General features: G+C 73.0%; 16 protein-coding genes. 12 read left to right on the forward strand and 4 right to left on the reverse strand.

Annotated elements, in window-relative coordinates; genetic code table 11:
• Positions 1-43 precede the first annotated feature (43 nt).
• The 8 genes from ABD346_RS18670 to ABD346_RS18705 all read left to right on the forward strand — a co-directional run bounded on the left by ABD346_RS18670 (position 44) and on the right by ABD346_RS18705 (position 8,729).
• Complete coding sequence (locus tag ABD346_RS18670; protein ID WP_344376119.1) at positions 44-1,156, forward strand: quinone-dependent dihydroorotate dehydrogenase; 1,113 nt, start codon at positions 44-46, stop codon at positions 1,154-1,156.
• Complete coding sequence (gene pyrF, locus ABD346_RS18675; protein WP_344376121.1) at positions 1,153-1,986, forward strand: orotidine-5'-phosphate decarboxylase; 834 nt, start codon at positions 1,153-1,155, stop codon at positions 1,984-1,986. The genes ABD346_RS18670 and pyrF overlap by 4 nt, the downstream gene beginning before the upstream one ends.
• Before the next feature lie 373 nt (positions 1,987-2,359).
• The gene (locus ABD346_RS18680; protein WP_053724505.1) at positions 2,360-2,683 is read left to right on the forward strand and encodes an integration host factor; all 324 of its coding nucleotides are present in this window, start codon (positions 2,360-2,362) and stop codon (positions 2,681-2,683) included.
• Positions 2,684-2,721: 38 nt separating this feature from the next.
• The gene (gmk, locus tag ABD346_RS18685) at positions 2,722-3,315 is read left to right on the forward strand and encodes a guanylate kinase (protein WP_344376123.1); all 594 of its coding nucleotides are present in this window, start codon (positions 2,722-2,724) and stop codon (positions 3,313-3,315) included.
• Positions 3,316-3,413: 98 nt separating this feature from the next.
• The gene (gene rpoZ, locus ABD346_RS18690; RefSeq protein ID WP_005319902.1) at positions 3,414-3,686 is read left to right on the forward strand and encodes a DNA-directed RNA polymerase subunit omega; all 273 of its coding nucleotides are present in this window, start codon (positions 3,414-3,416) and stop codon (positions 3,684-3,686) included.
• Between the two features lie 106 nt (positions 3,687-3,792).
• Positions 3,793-5,025 carry a bifunctional phosphopantothenoylcysteine decarboxylase/phosphopantothenate--cysteine ligase CoaBC gene (gene coaBC, locus ABD346_RS18695; RefSeq protein ID WP_344376125.1) on the forward strand — a complete coding sequence of 411 codons (1,233 nt, stop codon included), beginning with the start codon at positions 3,793-3,795 and terminating at the stop codon, positions 5,023-5,025.
• Positions 5,026-5,258: 233 nt separating this feature from the next.
• Positions 5,259-6,467: a methionine adenosyltransferase gene (gene metK / locus ABD346_RS18700; protein ID WP_344376126.1), complete on the forward strand. Its 1,209-nt coding sequence runs from the start codon at positions 5,259-5,261 to the stop codon at positions 6,465-6,467.
• Positions 6,468-6,581: 114 nt separating this feature from the next.
• Entirely contained in the window at positions 6,582-8,729 is a 2,148-nt protein-coding gene (locus ABD346_RS18705; RefSeq protein ID WP_344376128.1) for a primosomal protein N', read from the forward strand.
• Between the two features lie 85 nt (positions 8,730-8,814).
• On the opposite strand, the gene ABD346_RS18710 is transcribed toward ABD346_RS18705, so the two are convergent.
• Positions 8,815-9,354, reverse strand: a complete 540-nt coding sequence (locus tag ABD346_RS18710; RefSeq protein WP_344376129.1) for a hypothetical protein — start codon at positions 9,352-9,354, stop codon at positions 8,815-8,817.
• Positions 9,355-9,700: 346 nt separating this feature from the next.
• On the opposite strand from ABD346_RS18710, the gene fmt reads away from it, so the two are divergent.
• The 4 genes from fmt (at position 9,701) to ABD346_RS18730 (ending at position 14,219) form a co-directional block, all read left to right on the forward strand.
• Positions 9,701-10,645, forward strand: a complete 945-nt coding sequence (gene fmt, locus ABD346_RS18715) for a methionyl-tRNA formyltransferase (protein WP_344376131.1) — start codon at positions 9,701-9,703, stop codon at positions 10,643-10,645.
• A gap of 38 nt (positions 10,646-10,683) precedes the next feature.
• Positions 10,684-12,171, forward strand: a complete 1,488-nt coding sequence (locus ABD346_RS18720) for an RsmB/NOP family class I SAM-dependent RNA methyltransferase (RefSeq protein WP_344376133.1) — start codon at positions 10,684-10,686, stop codon at positions 12,169-12,171.
• 222 nt (positions 12,172-12,393) lie between these two features.
• Positions 12,394-13,077, forward strand: coding sequence for a ribulose-phosphate 3-epimerase (gene rpe, locus ABD346_RS18725; protein ID WP_344376134.1), 684 nt, complete (start codon positions 12,394-12,396; stop codon positions 13,075-13,077).
• A gap of 92 nt (positions 13,078-13,169) precedes the next feature.
• Complete coding sequence (locus ABD346_RS18730; RefSeq protein ID WP_078966155.1) at positions 13,170-14,219, forward strand: sugar-binding transcriptional regulator; 1,050 nt, start codon at positions 13,170-13,172, stop codon at positions 14,217-14,219.
• 35 nt (positions 14,220-14,254) lie between these two features.
• Here ABD346_RS18730 and ABD346_RS18735 read toward each other — a convergent pair whose 3' ends face one another.
• The 3 genes from ABD346_RS18735 to ABD346_RS18745 are packed head-to-tail and all read right to left on the reverse strand — an operon-like array spanning position 14,255 to position 18,313.
• Entirely contained in the window at positions 14,255-15,343 is a 1,089-nt protein-coding gene (locus ABD346_RS18735) for an amidohydrolase family protein (RefSeq protein WP_344376135.1), read from the reverse strand.
• Entirely contained in the window at positions 15,344-16,723 is a 1,380-nt protein-coding gene (locus ABD346_RS18740; protein WP_381226033.1) for a glutamine synthetase family protein, read from the reverse strand.
• A gap of 9 nt (positions 16,724-16,732) precedes the next feature.
• Positions 16,733-18,313 (reverse strand): ATP-dependent DNA ligase, encoded by a 1,581-nt coding sequence (locus ABD346_RS18745; RefSeq protein WP_344376136.1) that lies wholly within the window; start codon positions 18,311-18,313, stop codon positions 16,733-16,735.
• Between the last annotated feature and the right edge of the window lie 42 nt (positions 18,314-18,355).

Here is an 18,355-nt window from a genome sequence, read left to right on the forward strand (position 1 = left end):
CCGGTGTCCCCCTCTTCATGAGCCCCTGAGGACACCGAGACACATGTACAAGCTCTTCTTCAACCTCGTCTTCAAGCGCATGGACCCCGAGCAGGCCCACTACCTGGCCTTCCGCTGGATCCGCCTCGCGGCCCGCGTCCCCGTCCTGCGCACGTTCGTCGCCGCCGTGCTCGCCCCCCGCCACAAGGAGCTGCGCACCGAGGCACTCGGCCTGCGCATGCACGGCCCGTTCGGCCTCGCCGCCGGGTTCGACAAGAACGCGGTCGCGATCGACGGCATGTCGATGCTCGGGTTCGACCACATCGAGATCGGCACGGTCACCGGCGAGCCCCAGCCCGGCAACCCGAAGAAGCGCCTGTTCCGCCTTGTGCAGGACCGCGCGCTGATCAACCGCATGGGCTTCAACAACGAGGGCTCGGCGGCGGTGGCCGAGCGCCTGGCGGCCCGCAAGGCCGTGTTCCGCACGACCGTGGGCGTCAACATCGGCAAGACCAAGGTCGTCCCCGAGGCCGAGGCCGCCGCCGACTACGTGAAGTCGACCGAGCGCCTGGCCCGGCACGCCGACTACCTGGTCGTGAACGTCTCCTCACCGAACACCCCCGGTCTGCGCAACCTCCAGGCCACCGAGTCGCTGCGCCCGCTCCTGACCGCCGTGCGCGAGGCCGCCGACCGCAGTGTCCAGGGCCGCCGCGTCCCGCTGCTCGTCAAGATCGCCCCCGACCTCGCGGACGCCGACATCGACGCGGTCGCCGACCTCGCCGTCGAGCTCGGCCTGGACGGCATCATCGCCACGAACACCACGATCGCCCGGGACGGGCTCGGCCTGAAGTCCCCGGCCGGCCTCGTCAAGGAGACCGGCGGCCTGTCCGGCGCCCCGCTCAAGGAGCGCTCCCTGGAGGTGCTCGGCCGCCTGTACGCCCGCGTCGGCGACCGGCTCGTCCTGATCGGCGTGGGCGGCATCGAGAACGCCGAGGACGCCTGGCAGCGCATCCTGGCCGGCGCCACCCTGGTCCAGGGCTACAGCGCCTTCATCTACGAGGGCCCCTTCTGGGGCCGCGCGATCCACAAGGGCCTCGCGGCCCGGCTCGCCGCCTCCCCGTACGCAACGCTCGCCGAGGCCGTCGGCGCCGAGACCCGGAAGAAGGCCGCCGCATGATCCCCTTCGGTACCCGACTGCGCGAGGCGATGGACACCCGCGGCCCCCTCTGCGTGGGCATCGACCCTCACGCGTCGCTGCTCGCGGACTGGGGCCTGAACGACGACATCGCAGGCCTCGAGCGCTTCACCCGCATCACGGTCGAGGCGCTCGCCGACCGGGTGGCGATGCTCAAGCCGCAGTCCGCGTTCTTCGAGCGGTTCGGCTCGCGCGGCATCGCCGTCCTGGAGAAGGCCGTCGAGGAGGCCCGCGCGGCCGGCACGCTGGTCCTGATGGACGCCAAGCGCGGCGACATCGGCTCCACCATGGCGGCGTACGCGGCCACCTACCTGGACCCGGCATCCCCGCTGTTCTCGGACGCGGTCACCGTCTCCCCGTACCTCGGCTTCGGCTCGCTGCGCCCGGCGCTCGACCTGGCGGCGAAGTCCGGCTCGGGCGTGTTCGTGCTTGCCCTGACCTCCAACCCGGAGGGCGCCGAGGTCCAGCGCTCGACGGCGGCCGACGGCCGGCCGCTCGCTCAGCTGATGCTGGACCACATGGCCGCCGAGAACGCGGGCGCCTCGCCGATGGGCTCGGTCGGCGCGGTGGTCGGCGCGACGCTGGGCGACGCCGGCGTGAACCTCGACATCAACGGCCCGCTGCTCGCCCCCGGCATCGGCGCCCAGGGCGCGACCCCGGCCGACCTCCCCGGCGTCTTCGGCTCCGCCGTGCGCAATGTCGTCCCGAGCGTCAGCCGCGGCGTGCTGCGCCACGGCCCCGACGTGAGCGCCCTGCGCGAGGCGGCGGCCCGCTACGCCGACGAGGTCCGCGCGGCGGTTCCCCGGGCGTGATCCACCGCGGAGCCCCGGTGTGACATACGTCGCACCGGGGCTCCGCGCTTTCCGGACGTGCGACAACGGCCGCCGGGCCGGTTCACGGAACGGCCAAACCGCTCGTGCGGAGAGGTCGCGGGGTGTGCGCACACGAAACGTTGACAATTTCCTTACTCAAAACCAGGGTGTTTTGTCCGAAAAGTCCCGGTCGGTTGAGGCTGACCAGGACTTTTCGTCTGTTCTCGCTGACTGGAGCGGCCTTGGCCGCTAGTCTCCGACGAGAGCAGACGAGCACGTGCGCGAGTGCGTTGTTCGTTGCTCGCCTGGTGTGGGGCGATTAGGTTCCTCACCGGTCCGTATCCGACAGTTCGACATCCGAGGTGACGTAGGCGTGGCTCTTCCGCCCCTTACCCCTGAACAGCGCGCAGCCGCGCTCGAAAAGGCCGCCGCGGCTCGCCGGGAGCGGGCCGAGGTCAAGAATCGACTCAAGCACTCCGGCGCCTCGCTCCACGAGGTCATCAAGTCGGGCCAGGAGAACGACGTCATCGGGAAGATGAAGGTCTCCGCGCTCCTCGAGTCCCTGCCCGGCGTGGGCAAGGTCCGCGCCAAGCAGATCATGGAGCGGCTCGGGATCTCCGAGAGCCGCCGCGTGCGGGGGCTCGGCTCCAACCAGATCGCGTCCCTTGAGCGCGAGTTCGGCGGCTCCGGGGCCTGACGTCTCGGGCATACCCGAGAAGCTGGAATAATCGCCGCATGGCAGCAACACCCCGGGGGACCACCCCCGTACCCCCGGACGCACGTCCGCGGCTGACCGTGCTCTCCGGCCCCTCCGGGGTCGGCAAGAGCACGGTCGTCGCTCATATGCGCAAGGTTCACCCCGAGGTCTGGCTCTCGGTGTCGGCGACGACCCGCAAGCCGCGCCCCGGCGAGCGGCACGGCGTGCAGTACTTCTTCGTCGACGACGAGGAGTTCGACAAGCTCGTCGCCAACGGCGAACTGCTCGAGTGGGCCGAGTTCGCGGGCAACCGTTACGGAACCCCACGCAAGGCCGTACTCGAACGCCTCGAAGCGGGCGAGCCCGTCCTCCTGGAGATCGACCTCCAGGGCGCCCGGCTCGTGCGCGAGTCGATGCCCGAGGCCCAGCTCGTCTTCCTCGCGCCGCCGAGCTGGGACGAGCTGGTCCGCAGGCTCACCGGCCGGGGCACCGAGGCGCCCGACGTCATCGAGCGCCGCCTGGCCGCCGCCAAGGTCGAACTGGCCGCCGAGGCCGAGTTCGACACCACACTGGTCAACACCTCGGTCGAGGACGTGGCCCGTGAGCTGCTAGCCTTGATGCGAGTTGTTTGATCGAGTCGTATGACGTCATTTACCCGGCACGTTCCGGGCGTCGGCGTCGGCTCACTTTGATTCAGCTCACATCTTCGATCCCCATCGGAAGGCAGAGAGTGTCCTCTTCCATTACCGCGCCCGAGGGCATCATCAACCCTCCGATTGATGAGCTCCTCGAGGCAACCGACTCGAAGTACAGCCTGGTGATCTACGCGGCCAAGCGTGCCCGCCAGATCAACGCGTACTACTCGCAGCTCGGTGAGGGTCTGCTCGAGTACGTCGGCCCGCTGGTGGACACCCACGTCCACGAGAAGCCGCTCTCGATCGCGCTGCGCGAGATCAACGCGGGTCTGCTGACCTCCGAGGCCATCGAGGGCCCCGCCCAGTAGGCGACAAGACGTTCCACCACAGGCCCGGCAGCGCGACTGCCGGGCCTGTGGTGTGTCATGGGTACGTACACGCATCAGGCGCGCGCGGGGAGAGGCGAATTTTCCGATGGCCAAGCCGAAGGTCGTTCTGGGGGTCAGCGGCGGCATCGCCGCCTACAAGGCGTGCGAGCTGCTGCGCCGGCTGACCGAGTCGGGGCACGACGTACGGGTGGTGCCGACCGCGTCGGCGCTGCACTTCGTCGGGGCCGCCACCTGGTCGGCGCTCTCCGGCCACCCCGTCGCGACCGAGGTCTGGTCCGACGTCCACGAGGTGCCCCACGTCCGCATCGGGCAGGGCGCCGACCTCGTGATCGTGGCCCCGGCCACCGCCGACATGCTGGCCAAGGCCGCCCACGGCCTCGCCGACGACCTGCTGACCAACACCCTGCTCACCGCGCGCTGCCCGGTCGTCTTCGCGCCCGCGATGCACACCGAGATGTGGGAGCACCCCGCGACCCAGGAGAACGTGGCGACGCTGCGCCGCCGGGGTGCGGTCGTCGTCGAGCCCGCCGTCGGCCGGCTCACCGGCGCCGACACGGGCAAGGGGCGGCTGCCCGACCCGGACGAGCTGTTCGAGGTGTGCCGCCGGGTACTCGCGCGGGGGAGTGCCGAGCGGGATCTGGCCGGGCGGCATGTGGTGATCAGCGCCGGTGGCACGCGCGAGCCGCTCGACCCCGTGCGCTATCTCGGCAACCGTTCCTCGGGCAAGCAGGGGTACGCCCTCGCGCGGACCGCCGTCGCGCGGGGGGCCAGGGTCACCCTGATCGAGGCGAACACCGGGCTGCCGGACCCTGCGGGCGCCGATGTGGTCCGCGTCGGCACCGCCGTACAGCTGCGGGAAGCCGTCCTGAAGGCGGCCGGGGACGCCGATGCCGTGGTCATGGCGGCCGCGGTCGCCGACTTCCGGCCCGAGTCGTACGCCGCGGGGAAGATCAAGAAGAAGGACGGTGAGGAGCCCGCGCCGCTCACGCTGGTCCGCAATCCGGACATCCTGGCCGAGATCTCCGCCGACCGGGCCCGGCCCGGGCAGCTGGTCGTGGGTTTCGCCGCCGAGACCGACGACGTGCTGGCCAACGGCCGCCTGAAACTCCGGCGCAAGGGGTGCGACCTGCTCGTCGTCAACGAGGTCGGCGAGCGCAAGACGTTCGGCTCCGAGGAGAACGAGGCCGTGGTCCTCGGCGCCGACGGATCCGAGACGCCCGTCCCGTACGGCCCGAAGGAAGCCCTCGCCGACACCGTGTGGGATTTGGTGGGCGAGCGTTTCGGACAGACCGGCGCTGCGTCTCCCGACCGCCTCTAGCCCTCCAGGACCCGGGTCCGGGGCTTGATCCGGGGCCTGCGCGTGCTGTCGTCGACGGCCCGAAACGGACGTTCGTACGACCGGATCCGGAGATCTCCGGACTCCACAGATCGAGACACGTGGTCCAACGAGCAGAACCGACCGATAAACTGGTCTCGGAACCGCAGCCGGGCGCAGCTCCCGGCGCGACCGACCATGATCAGCCAGCAGCCGCTGCAACCCCAGGGAGCGTTGTGTCCCGTCGTCTCTTCACCTCGGAGTCTGTGACCGAGGGTCACCCCGACAAGATCGCTGACCAGATCAGCGACACGATCCTCGACGCGCTTCTGCGCGAGGACCCGACCTCCCGCGTCGCCGTGGAGACCCTCATCACCACGGGCCTGGTGCACGTGGCCGGAGAGGTCACGACCAAGGCATACGCGCCGATCGCCCAGCTGGTCCGCGACAAGATCCTCGAGATCGGCTACGACTCGTCGAAGAAGGGCTTCGACGGCGCCTCCTGCGGCGTCTCGGTGTCCATCGGCGCGCAGTCCCCGGACATCGCGCAGGGTGTCGACACGGCGTACGAGAAGCGTGTCGAGGGCGACGAGGACGAGCTCGACAAGCAGGGTGCCGGCGACCAGGGCCTGATGTTCGGCTACGCCACGGACGAGACGCCCGAGCTGATGCCGCTGCCGATCCACATCGCGCACCGCCTCTCGCGCCGCCTGACCGAGGTCCGCAAGAACGGGACCATCCCGTACCTGCGCCCCGACGGCAAGACCCAGGTCACCATCGAGTACGACGGCGACAAGGCCGTCCGCCTCGACACGGTCGTGGTCTCCACGCAGCACGCGAGCGACATCGACCTGGAGTCGCTGCTCGCCCCCGACATCCGCGAGTTCGTCGTCGAGCACGTCCTGAAGCAGCTCGTCGAGGACGGCATCAAGCTGGACACCGACGCCTACCGCCTCCTGGTGAACCCGACCGGCCGCTTCGAGATCGGCGGCCCGATGGGCGACGCGGGTCTGACCGGCCGCAAGATCATCATCGACACGTACGGCGGCATGTCCCGCCACGGCGGCGGCGCCTTCTCCGGCAAGGACCCGTCCAAGGTCGACCGCTCCGCCGCCTACGCGATGCGCTGGGTCGCCAAGAACGTCGTGGCCGCCGGCCTCGCCGCGCGCTGCGAGGTCCAGGTCGCGTACGCGATCGGCAAGGCCGAGCCGGTGGGCCTGTTCGTCGAGACGTTCGGCACCAACACGGTCGACAACGAGAAGATCGAGACCGCGATCGCCCAGGTCTTCGACCTGCGCCCGGCCGCGATCATCCGCGACCTCGACCTGCTGCGCCCGATCTACGCCCAGACCGCGGCGTACGGCCACTTCGGCCGCGAGCTCCCCGACTTCACGTGGGAGCGCACGGACCGCGTGGACGCCCTGCGCAAGGCCGCGGGCCTGTAGTCGACACGGCATTCCCGCGAGGGCCCCGGACCGGGTTCGGTTCGGGGCCCTCGTGCGTGCACGGGGGCCGTCCGGCGGCCGCCGTTGTCAGTGCGGTCTGGTAGGAATTTGGCTGTGAGCAGCGAGAACGAACGGCAGGGCGGGGGTCCCGAGAGTGCGGGGCCGGAGCAGCTTGCGCTCATTCGGGAGACGGTGCGCAAGGCCAAGGTGCCCAAGGCCAAGCCGCGTACCTGGCGGGGGGCGGCGCTCGCCAAGGAGCTGCCGGTCGCCCGGGTCGTGGTGAACAAGGGCGTGCTGCATCTTGATCAGTACTTCGACTATGCCGTGCCCGAGGAGCTCGATGCCGCTGCTCAGCCCGGGGTGCGGGTGCGGGTGCGGTTCGGGGCCGGGGCGCGCAATGTGCGGGACGGGCGCCGGGAGGGCGGCGGCCTGATCGACGGGTTCCTCGTCGAGCGGCGTGCCGAGTCGGACTATTCGGGCCCGCTGGCCGCGCTCGCCGGTGTCGTCTCGCCGGAGCGGGTGCTCAGCGCGGACATACTGGCGCTCGCCCGGGCCGTCGCCGACCGGTACGCGGGCAGCCTCGCCGATGTGCTGCAGCTCGCCGTCCCGCCCCGCAACGCCAGGGCCGAGGCCAAGCCGTCGCCCGAGCCGCCCCCGCCCCCGGCCGAGCCGGCCGCCGCGACCTGGGAGCGGTATCCGCAGGGGCCCGCCTTTCTCAGGGCGTTGGCCACCGGCGGGTCACCCCGCGCAGTGTGGACCGCGCTGCCCGGGCCGCACTGGGCGCAGGAGATCGCCCGGGCCGTCGGGGCCACGCTCGCCTCGGGGCGCGGCGCCCTCGTCGTCGTGCCGGACGGGCGCAGCGCGGGCCGGGTCGACGCGGCCCTTACCGAGCTGCTGGGCGAGGGAAGGCATGCACTGCTCACCGCCGAGTCCGGCCCCGAGCGGCGCTACCGCCAGTGGCTCGCCGTGCGGAGGGGAGCGGTGCGGGCCGTGGTCGGCACCCGCGCGGCGATGTTCGCGCCCGTCGAGCACCTGGGGCTTGTCGTGGTGTGGGAGGACGGGGACTCCAGCCACAGCGACGACAACGCGCCGTTCCCGCATGTCCGCGAGGTCCTGGAACTGCGGGCCGCGCACGACAAGTGCGGCTTCCTGCTCGGGAGTACGAGCTGCACGGTCGAGGCCGCCCAGCTGGTGCAGAGCGGCTGGGCCGCGCCCCTGGTCGCCGACCGGACCGTGGTGCGGGCCGCGGCCCCGCTCGTACGCACCGTCGGGGACGGGGAGCTGGCGCGCGACGAGGCGGCGCGGGCGGCCCGGCTGCCGAGCCTGGCCTGGCAGGCCGTGCGGGACGGGCTGAAGACCGGCCCCGTCCTGGTGCAGGTCCCGAGGCGGGGGTACGCGCCCCGGCTCGCCTGCGCCCGCTGCCGTACGCCCGCCCGGTGCGGAAGGTGCGCCGGCCCGCTGGAGGCGCCGGACGAGCGGGAGTTGCGGTGCACGTGGTGCGGGACGGCCGAGTCCGACTGGCGCTGCGCCGAGTGCGGAGCGAACCGGCTGCGGGCCCAGATCGTGGGTGCGAGGCGGACCGCCGAGGAGCTCGGCCGGGCCTTCCCCGCCGTGCCCGTACGCACCTCGGGGCGCGACCACGTCCTGGACGGTGTGCCGGGCCGGCCCTCGCTCGTGGTGTCCACACCGGGCGCCGAGCCCGTCGCCGAGGGCGGCTACGCGGCAGCCCTGCTCCTCGACGGCTGGGCGATGCTCAGCCGGCCCGACCTCCGGGCGGGCGAGGAGGCGCTGCGCCGCTGGATCTCGGCGGCCTCGCTCGTGCGCGGTCAGAGCGAGGGCGGCACCGTGGTCGTGGTGGCCGAGCCCACGCTGCGGCCGGTGCAGGCCCTGGTCCGCTGGGACCCGGTCGGGCACGCCGTGCGCGAACTGGCCGAGCGGGCCGAGCTCGGCTTCCCTCCGGTCTCCCGGATGGCCGAGGCCGTCGGGCGCCCCGAGGCGGTCGAGGCCTTGCTCATGGCGGCCCAACTGCCGCCCGACGCCCAGGTGTTGGGCCCTGTCCCGTTGCCGGTCGCCGATCCCGGGCGGCCGCGCCGGCCCGGCGATCCGCCGGTGGGGGAGCGCTGGGAGCGGGCCCTTGTGCGGGTCCCGCCGGGCAGCGGCGCGGCCCTGGCCGCCGCCCTCAAGACCGCCCAGGCCGCGCGGCTGGCCCGCGGTGGCGGCGACCCGGTGCGCATCAGGATCGACCCGCCGGACATCGGCTGAGGCCCGCGCATCCGTAAGCCGTCACATGGGTGTGCCCCCGCGCAACGTACGAACGCGAGGGCACGAAGGAGAGGGAAACGCGGGGTCAGCCGTTGCGGGGGCCGGGGAAGGCGCTGGTGCGGACCTCCTCGCGCAGGGACTGGCTGCTCGCCGTCGGCTGAGGCGGCATCGAACGGGCGGCGGGCACCGCGGGCATGGGCGGCAGCGGCGGCAGTGTGCGCGTCGGCGCCGCCTCGACCGGACGCTCGGTGTCGACCTGGCCCGCGGTCTGGGCGGCCGCCCGGCGGGACCCGTAACGGCGGTGCACCGCCTGCTTGGTGACGCCGAGCGCCGAGCCCACCGCGTCCCAGGAGAAACCGAGGGAGCGGTCGAAGTCCACGGCCGCGGTCACCAGCGTCTCGACGCTGTCCCGCAGCTCCTGGGCGAGCCGTACGGTCGGGGCCGGGGCGCGTCCGTACACGACGAAGCCCGTGGAGGGGCCGGAGCGGCGCGGGCGGTAGACGTTGCCCAGCTGCGCGGTGAGGGTGCGCAGTGCGTCCACCTGCCGGCGGACCCGCTCGATGTCCCGCACCAACAGGTGCAGGCTGGCCCGCGCTTGGGCGTCGTGGGTTGCGTGGTCGGCCATGAGCAAGCCTCTCGAACCGGCGATGAAAGGGATGAGGAAAGGGATCGTGAAGACGGAGCTGTCATGCGTTCTGCTGTTGCTGTGTTGACGTGCTGGCGGTGCTGAAAAGGCGCGGGCCGCAGAAGCGGCCCGGTTCGGTCAATCTCTCTTGACCAACGCGCTACCCGCTGTTGTGGTCACGCTGCGGGGGCGTATGGGCATATGCACGGGGCGCACAAGTCCCCGTACGCCCCTGCCGTACCGCCTCGGCGGGCGGGGCGCACAGGGGCGGACACCTGCGCGTACGCCCGCCGCCCCAGGGCCCATAGACTGAGACGCTGCTCTCGACAAAGCGAGGTAACCCCCAGTGAAGCTCGTCTTCGCAGGCACCCCCGAGGTCGCCGTCCCCGCCCTGGACGCCCTGATCGCATCCGGCCGGCACGAGGTCGCCGCGGTCGTCACCCGGCCCGACGCACCCGCCGGGCGCGGCCGCCGGCTTGTGGCGAGCCCGGTCGCCGAGCGCGCCGAGGAGGCCGGCATCGAGGTCCTGAAGCCCGTGAAGCCCCGCGACGAGCAGTTCCTGGCCCGGCTGCGCGAGATCGCGCCGGACTGCTGCCCGGTCGTCGCGTACGGCGCGCTCCTCCCCAGGGTCGCCCTCGACATCCCGGCGCACGGCTGGGTCAACCTGCACTTCTCGCTGCTGCCCGCCTGGCGCGGGGCCGCGCCCGTCCAGCACGCCGTCATGGCGGGCGACGAGATCACCGGCGCCGCCACCTTCCTGATCGAGGAGGGGCTCGACTCGGGCCCGGTCTACGGCACGGTCACCGAGGAGGTCCGGCCCACGGACACCAGCGGCGACCTGCTCACCCGGCTCGCGTTCGCGGGCTCCGGGCTGCTCGCGGCGACCATGGACGGCATCGAGGACGGCTCCCTGAAGGCCGTTCCGCAGCCTGCCGACGGCATCTCGCTCGCCCCGAAGATCACCGTCGAGATGGCGCACGTCGACTGGGCGGCCCCGGCGCTGCGCGTCGACCGCGTGGTGCGCGGCTGCACGCCCGCGCCCGGCGCCTGGACCGTGTTCCGCGGCGAGCGCCTCAAGCTCATCCAGGCGGCCCTGGTCACCGACCGCACCGACCTCGCGCCCGGCGAGCTCTCCGTCGCCAAGAACAACGTGTACGTCGGCACCGGCTCGCACGCCGTGGAGCTGCTCTGGGTCCAGCCCCAGGGCAAGAAGCCGATGCGCGGCGCGGACTGGGCCCGCGGGGTCCGCATCGCCCCGGGTGAGCGCGCGGGGGCGGCGGACGTACGCTGAGAGGGTTCGCCCCATCTGATCAGCGGAGCACCTTTCACGTGAACGATTCGCCACGTCGCAGCCCGAACCCCAAGGCGGGCAAGGGCGGCAGCCCGAACCCCAACGGGGGCAGGACCGGCAAGCCGTACCGCCGTCCCAAGAAGGACCCGGTCCGCATCCTCGCCTTCGAGGCCCTGCGGGCCGTCGACGAGCGCGACGCCTACGCCAACCTCGTCCTGCCCCCGCTGCTCCGCAAGGCGCGCGAGGGCGGGAACTTCGACGCCCGCGACGCGGCGCTGGCCACCGAGCTCGTCTACGGGACGCTGCGCCGCCAGGGCACGTACGACGCGATCATCGCGGCCTGCATCGACCGGCCGCTGCGCGAGGTCGACCCGCCCGTGCTCGACGTGCTCGCGCTCGGCGCGCACCAGCTGCTCGGCACCCGGATCCCCACCCACGCCGCGGTCTCCGCGAGCGTGGAGCTGGCGCGCGTGGTGCTCGGCGACGGGCGGGCCAAGTTCGTCAACGCCGTCCTGCGGAAGATCTCGGCGGACGACCTCGACGGCTGGCTGGAGAAGGTGGCGCCCTCCTATGAGGACGACGCCGAGGACCATCTCGCGGTCGTCCACTCGCATCCGCGCTGGGTCGTCTCCGCGCTGTGGGACTCCCTCGGTGGCGGCCGGGCCGGCATCGAGGACCTCCTGGAGGCCGACAACGAGCGTCCCGAGGTGACCCTGGTCGCCCGCCCCGGCCGCTCCACCACCGACGAACTCCTCGACGCGCTCGGCGAGGAGGGCGGCCTGCCCGGCCGCTGGTCGCCGTACGCGGTGCGGATGGCCGAGGGCGGCGAGCCCGGCGCCCTCGACGCCGTGCGCGAGGGCCGGGCCGGTGTCCAGGACGAGGGCAGCCAGCTGGTGGCCGCCGCTCTCGCCAACGCCCCCCTGGAGGGCCGGGACGAGCGCTGGCTGGACGGCTGCGCGGGCCCCGGCGGCAAGGCCGCGCTGCTCGCCGCGCTGGCCGCGGGCCGAGGCGCCGCGCTGCTCGCCTCCGAGAAGCAGCCGCACCGCGCCCGCCTGGTCGAGCGCGCCCTGGCCGGCAACCCGGGCCCGTACCAGGTCATCGCGGCCGACGGCACGCGCCCGCCGTGGCTGCCCGGGTCCTTCGACCGCGTTCTGGTCGACGTTCCCTGCTCCGGGCTCGGCGCCCTGCGCCGCCGCCCGGAGGCCCGCTGGCGCCGCCGCCCCGAGGACCTGGAAGGCTTCGCTCCGCTCCAGCGCGGGCTGCTGCGCGAGGCCCTGTCGGCGGTCCGCGTCGGAGGCGTCGTCGGGTACGCCACCTGCTCACCGCACCTGGCCGAGACCCGGATCGTCGTCGAGGACGTCCTCAAGGGCCGCGGCGGCGCCGAGCCCGTGGAGGCCGAGTGGATCGACGTCCGCCCGCTGATGCCCGGCGTCGCGGGCCTGGGCGACGGACCCGACGTACAGCTGTGGCCGCACCTGCACGGCACGGACGCGATGTACCTCGCCCTGCTGCGGCGTACGGCCTGACGAGCCGGGCCCGGATACGTCCGGGCCCGAACTCGACGCCCTGGTAAGGGAGTTGAGCGGATCTGTTCGCACTGGAAGAGATCCGACCGCTCGCCCGGGCAGCCGAAGGTTCACGTTCCGGGGCCCGCCGAACCCGCAGGATCGCCCGGTCCGTACGGATCCGGACAGGCTTCGACCGGCACCGTGGCAGGCAAGTTGCCCAGGGCATGGCAGGCTTGGTGCATGGCTCAGATCAACCCCAGCATCCTTTCCGCGGACTTCGCCAGGCTGGCCGACGAGGCAAAGGCCGTCCAAGGCGCCGACTGGCTGCATGTCGATGTGATGGACAACCACTTCGTGCCCAACCTCACGCTGGGGGTGCCCGTAGTGGAATCCCTCAGCCGGGCGACCAAGACGCCGCTGGACTGCCATCTGATGATCGAGGACCCGGACCGCTGGGCCCCGCAGTACGTGGAGGCGGGGGCCGGCTCGGTCACCTTCCACGTGGAGGCGGCGGCGGCCCCGGTCCGGCTTGCCCGGGAGATCCGCGCCAAGGGCGCCCGCGCCTCGATGGCGCTGAAGCCCGCGACGCCGATCGAGCCGTACGAGGACCTGCTCCCCGAGCTCGACATGCTGCTGATCATGACCGTGGAGCCGGGCTTCGGCGGCCAGTCCTTCCTCGACATCATGCTGCCGAAGATCCGCCGGACCCGTGAGCTGATCAGCAAACACGGACTTGAACTGTGGCTCCAGATCGACGGCGGCGTCTCGGCCTCCACGATCGAGCGCTGCGCCGAGGCCGGAGCGGACGTCTTCGTCGCCGGTTCGGCCGTCTACGGGGCCCACGACCCGGCCGAAGCGGTGCGCACCCTGCGCTCCCTGGCTGAACAGGCGACGGCGCTTGCACCCTGGGCATGCGCACACTGAGGTGCCACTGAGTGAACGGAACCCTTCGGGGCTGATCAAGGACCGTTGGATCTGACAGGATGAACAGCGAGTCCGGTGCGTGAACAGCAGTTGTGAACAGCAGTGAGGAGATCGCGGTGTCTGCAATGTCGGCGGGTCGGTCAGCCCTGCGGATGGGACCCGCGGAGCTGGTGCAGGCGGCGGCCATGGCCCGCCGCTTCTACCTGGAGGGCAAGTCCAAGATCCAGATCGCCGAGGAGTTCGGCGTGAGCCGCTTCAAGGTGGCCCGGGTCCTGGAGACCGCCCTGGAGCGGGATCTCGTACGGATCGAGATCCGTGTACCCGCCGAACTGGACGCGGAGCGCTCCGACGCCCTGCGCGCCCGGTACGGACTGCGGCACGCGGTCGTCGTCGAGTCGCCGGCCGAGGGCGAGGAGACCTCGCCCGACCCGGAGAACCTCGGCGAGACGGCCGCCGACCTGCTCGGCGAGCTCGTCAGCGAGGGCGACGTCCTGGGCCTCGCCTGGGGCCGCTCCACCATCCACATGGCCGCCGCCCTCGACCGGCTGCCGCCCTGCACGGTCGTCCAGCTGACCGGCGTGTACGACGCGGGCACCGCCGAGCGCGGTTCCGTCGAGGCCGTCCGCCGGGCCGCCCAGGTCTCCGGCGGCGAGGCCCACCCCATCTACGCCCCGATGCTGCTGCCCGACCCGGCGACCGCCGCCGCGCTGCGCAACCAGACCGGGATCGCCCGCGCCTTCGAGTACTTCGACAAGGTGACGGTCGCCGCGGTGTCCATCGGCTCGTGGGAGCCGGGCATCTCCACGGTCCACGACATGCTGACCGACGAGGAGCGGGCGCACTACGCCTCGCTCGGCGTCGCCGCGGAGATGTCCGCGCACCTCTTCGACGCGGAGGGCCGCCGGGTCGGCCGCGACCTGGGGGAGCGCTGCATCACCGTCGAGGCGGACCGGCTGCGCCGCATCCCGGAGGTCGTGGCGATCGCCGGGGGCCAGCGCAAGGCCGCGGCGATCGACGCGGTGCTCCGCTCGGGCCTGGTGACCAGCCTGGTCACGGACACGGCCGCGGCCGACTTCCTCCTCAACGAGACCGGTCCCAAGCCGCGGCCCGCGCTCGACCGCGCGGACCCGGACGGAATCTGAGGTACCGGGGGCCCGCGCCCCCGGTACCGCCCGTCTCAGGCGCCGTAGACCCGCTCGGCGTTGCCCGCCGACACCAGCGCCGCCACCCGTTCCGCGTCCGCGGCCGACCACGCCCCGGACCCGGTCCAGCCGTTCAGGAGCCGGTCCAGGGCCTCCCGGTAGAGCCGCGCCCCCACGACGTACAGCTCGGCGAGCCCGTACGCGTCCGTCGAGAACAGCAGCTTGCCGAACGGAGCCAGTTCCAGGAACTCGGCGAGCACCGCCTCGGCCCGCGCCCCGGTGTGCGTGAGCGAGAGGCCCACGTCCGCGTACACATGCGGGTACACCTGCGCCAGATAGGCCGCGCCCCGGTGGTACGGGTAGCCGTGCAGCAGGATCACCCGGCAGCCCGTCGGGCGCACCGCCTTGATGAAGTCGGTGAGCAGCAGCGGATCGCAGCGGTGCAGCCTGAGGTCGGGATCGCCGAACCCGGTGTGCAACTGGAGCGGCAGCCCCGTGCCGGCCGCCGACCACAGCAGATGGCGCAGCAGTACGGGCGAGGTGATCCGCCCGGCCCCGGCGGCCAGCCAGCCCGCGGTGGCCGCGCGGAGCTCGGCCGGACCCGGCGGCTCGGGGCAGAGGTCGAGGCCGTAGCGGTATCCGGCCACCGATTTGAAGCCCGCCGCGGTGCGCGCCGCGGCGGCGATCGCATCCGCGAGGGCCGCCAGGAACTTGTCCGGATCTCTCACCTCCTCGGCGACGCGCTCCGCGAGGAGTTCCAGGCGTACGATCTCGCGCGCCGCGGCCCCGCTCGCCTCGGCCAGCTCGGCCGGGCTCGTCAGGTCACCGGGCAGCCCCGTGTCGACCAGGAACGTAGTGATGCCGCTGGCGCTCAGGAGCAGCCGGTTGGCCTCCTGGGCGCCCAGTTCACGGCGGCGGGCCAGATAGCGCTCCGGCGGGCAGTGCGCGTCGAGGCCGAGCAGCGGCGGGCACCAGCGGCGCACCGCGAAGCCGAGCTGGGTGTCGAAGAAACTGGTGCCGGGTGCGGCCGGGGCGTCGGACTCGGTCAGGAACGCCTCGAAGGCGGCGTCGTCGGGGTCGGAGCGCAGCACACCGTGACAGTGGTGGTCGACGAGCGGCAGCACTCAGTACCTCCCGCGCGTGGCCTCGGCGATCTCCTGTGGGCTGTGGCCGTCGAAGAGCTTCGTCTCGGCCTGGCGCACGGAGACGATCGCCTCGAAGAGCCGGTCGCCGAGCGCCTCGCGCAGCTCCGCCGACTCCGTGAAGCGGCTCAGCGCCTCGGGCAGCGAGGCGGGCAGCCGCCGGGCGCCGTCCGCGTTGACGGGGTCGCCCGACACCGGCTCGGGCAGGCGCAGGCCCGCGTCGAGCCCGGCGAGCCCGGCGGCGATCAGCGAGCCGGTCACCAGGTACGGGTTGGCGGCCGGGTCGAACGACTTGACCTCGGCGTTCGCCGCCCCTTCGGCGCCGGGCGGCCCCGGGACGAACCGCAGCGCCGCCTCCCGGTTCTCCGGGCCCCAGCACTGGAACGCCCCGGCCCAGCGGGACGGCGCGAGGCGCAGATAGCTCGCCGGGGTCGGGGCGCCGATGGCGAGCAGCGCGGGCAGCGCGTCGAGGATCCCGGCGAGGAAGGCCTCGCTGGTCGGCGTCATCCCGCAGGGGCCGTCGCCGCCCCGGCACAGGTTGCGGCCGTCCTGCCACAGACTGAAGTGGACATGACCGCCGTTGCCGACGCCCTCGGGGTCGACGACGGGCCCGAACCACGGGGTCAGACCGTGCTGGAGCGACACCGCCCGGATCGTCTCGCGGACCAGGACCGCCAGGTCCGCGGCCCCCACCGGGTCCGCCGGGGCGACCGACACCTCGAACTGGCCCGGCGTGTACTCCGGGTGGATCTGGAGCACCTCGATGCCCTGCGCCTCCAGGGCTGCGACCACGTCACCCACGTACGCCGAGCGCTCGACGACCCGCGCCATCCCGTACGCCGGGCCCGCCAGCGGCGGGTCGACGATCCACTCCGTCTCGAAGCCCATCCGCAGCTCGATGCCCCGCTCGGCGGCCCGCTCGGTCATCCGGCGCGCGAACTGCCGCTGACAGGCGTCGTACGGCTGCCCCGACTGCTCGAAGCGGTCGACCGGCGCCCACGCCCAGCCGGGCTGGGCGGCGAGCACGGTGAGCCGGTCCAGGTCGGGGATCAGGCGGAGGTCGCCGTCGGGGCCGCCGATGTACGGGCTGCTGGTGACCGAGTCGTCCACCAGATACACGTCGAAGACCGGCGACATGCCCACCCCGTGGGCCGCGACCTGGGCGAGCCGCGTGGTCGGCACGACCTTGACGCGGGTGAGGCCCGCGACGTCCACCCAGGTCAGCGCCACCGTCCGCACCCCCTCGGCGGTCAGCCGGGCGGCCGCGAGCCCCGCCTCCTGTGCCCGCCGTTGTGCCTGCTCCCGCTGTGCCGTGCTGTGCCCCTGCTCCACCGGTTCAGTCCTTTCCGTCGCGATGGGCATCCCCCCTGTTCATGGGGGTCCCCCCTGGCCCTTGAGGCCTCGGGGGAGAAGCCGAGAACGTGGGGGAGTGACGACCGTCGCGACCGTGTCCGCCTCCGAGGCCCTCTTGTCCTCGCGATAGCGCACTACCCGTGCGAACCGAAGTGTCACCCCTTCCGGGTACCGCGATGATCTCTGTACGCCGTCGAAGGCCACCTCGACGACGAGTTCCGGCCGCACCCGCACCCCCCACGGCTCCTCGGTCACCGCCAACTCCCGCAGCCGCTCGGTCTGCCAGGCGAGCAGCGCGTCGGTGAGCCCCTTGAACGTCTTGCCCAGCATCGCGAACGTGCCGTCCTCGCGGCGCGCCCCGAGGTGCAGGTTGGAGAGCATGTCGGTGCGGCGGCCGTGCCCCCACTCGGCCGCGAGGACCACCAGGTCAAGGGTGCGCACGGGCTTGACCTTCAGCCACGACGCGCCGCGTCGGCCCGCCGCGTACGCCGAGTCGAGCGCCTTGAGGACCACGCCCTCGTGCCCGCGCTCCAACGTCGCGGCCGCGAACTCCTCGGCGCCGCGCCGCAGTCGGGGATCGGCCGGATCCGCCACCACGAACCGCCGTACGCGCCGCGGCTCGGGCGCGATGCGGGCGAGCTCGGCATGCCGCTCGTGCACCGGCAGGTCGAGCAGATCCCGGCCGTCCACCGACAACAGGTCGAAGAAGACGGGGGAGAGCGGCAGCCGGCCCCGGGCGCCCTCGACGTCGAGCCGGGAGCCGACGCGTCCGGCGATGTCCTGGAACGAGCGTGGCCGCCCGTCGGGGCCGAGGGCGATCACCTCACCGTCGAGCACGGCCTGTCGCGCCGTCAACTCCCTTGCCGCGGCGACCACTTCGGGCAACCGCTCGGTGATCTCGTCGAGCGAGCGGGTGAAGACCCGTACCGCGTCCCCGTCCTTGTGGACCTGGGCGCGGATGCCGTCGAGCTTCTCCTCGACCGCGCACGGGCCGAGCCGGTCGAGTGCCTCGGCGACGTCCTTCGCGCTCTGCGCGAGCATCGGCAGGACGGGGCGGCCCACGTCGAGCCGGAAGGCGGCGAGCGCGGCCGGACCCTCGGCGAGCAGCGCCCGGGCCACCGCGCCGAGCGAGCCGCCCAGCATGACCGCGCGCCGCACGTCCGCCGGGGGCGCGCCGGCCGCCGCCGCGAGCCCCTCGACGGCCGCCGCGTCCAGCGCGCCCTGTCGCACCTCGCCGGTGATCAGCGCGACCAGGAAGCGCTGCTCCTCCTCGGTGGCCGCCGCCATGAGTTCCCCGGCAAGGCGCTTGCGCTCACCCTGGGCTCCCTTCCCGGCGACGGCCGAGATCCGGTCGAGGCGTTCGTCGACCTCGCGCACGGTGAGCCGGGCCGAAGCGGCGGGCGGCGGGCGGTCCTTGAGGGTGTTCCACCCGAGCCCGGTACGCCGCTGGGGCAGCCGCCCCGCGAGGTAGGTGACGACCAACGGCGCCTCGTCGGGCTCGGTGGCCGAGAACAGCCGGGCGAGCAGCGCGGACTTCTCCGAGCGCGAGGAGGTGGCGGCGATCTCGGCCGAGGTTCTGGCCACGTCGGCGAGCAGCATGGATCCATCGTGGCCGGGGACTTCTGGGTACGCATTCGCTCG

Source organism: Streptomyces mauvecolor (assembly GCF_039532965.1).
Lineage (GTDB): Bacteria > Actinomycetota > Actinomycetes > Streptomycetales > Streptomycetaceae > Streptomyces > Streptomyces violascens.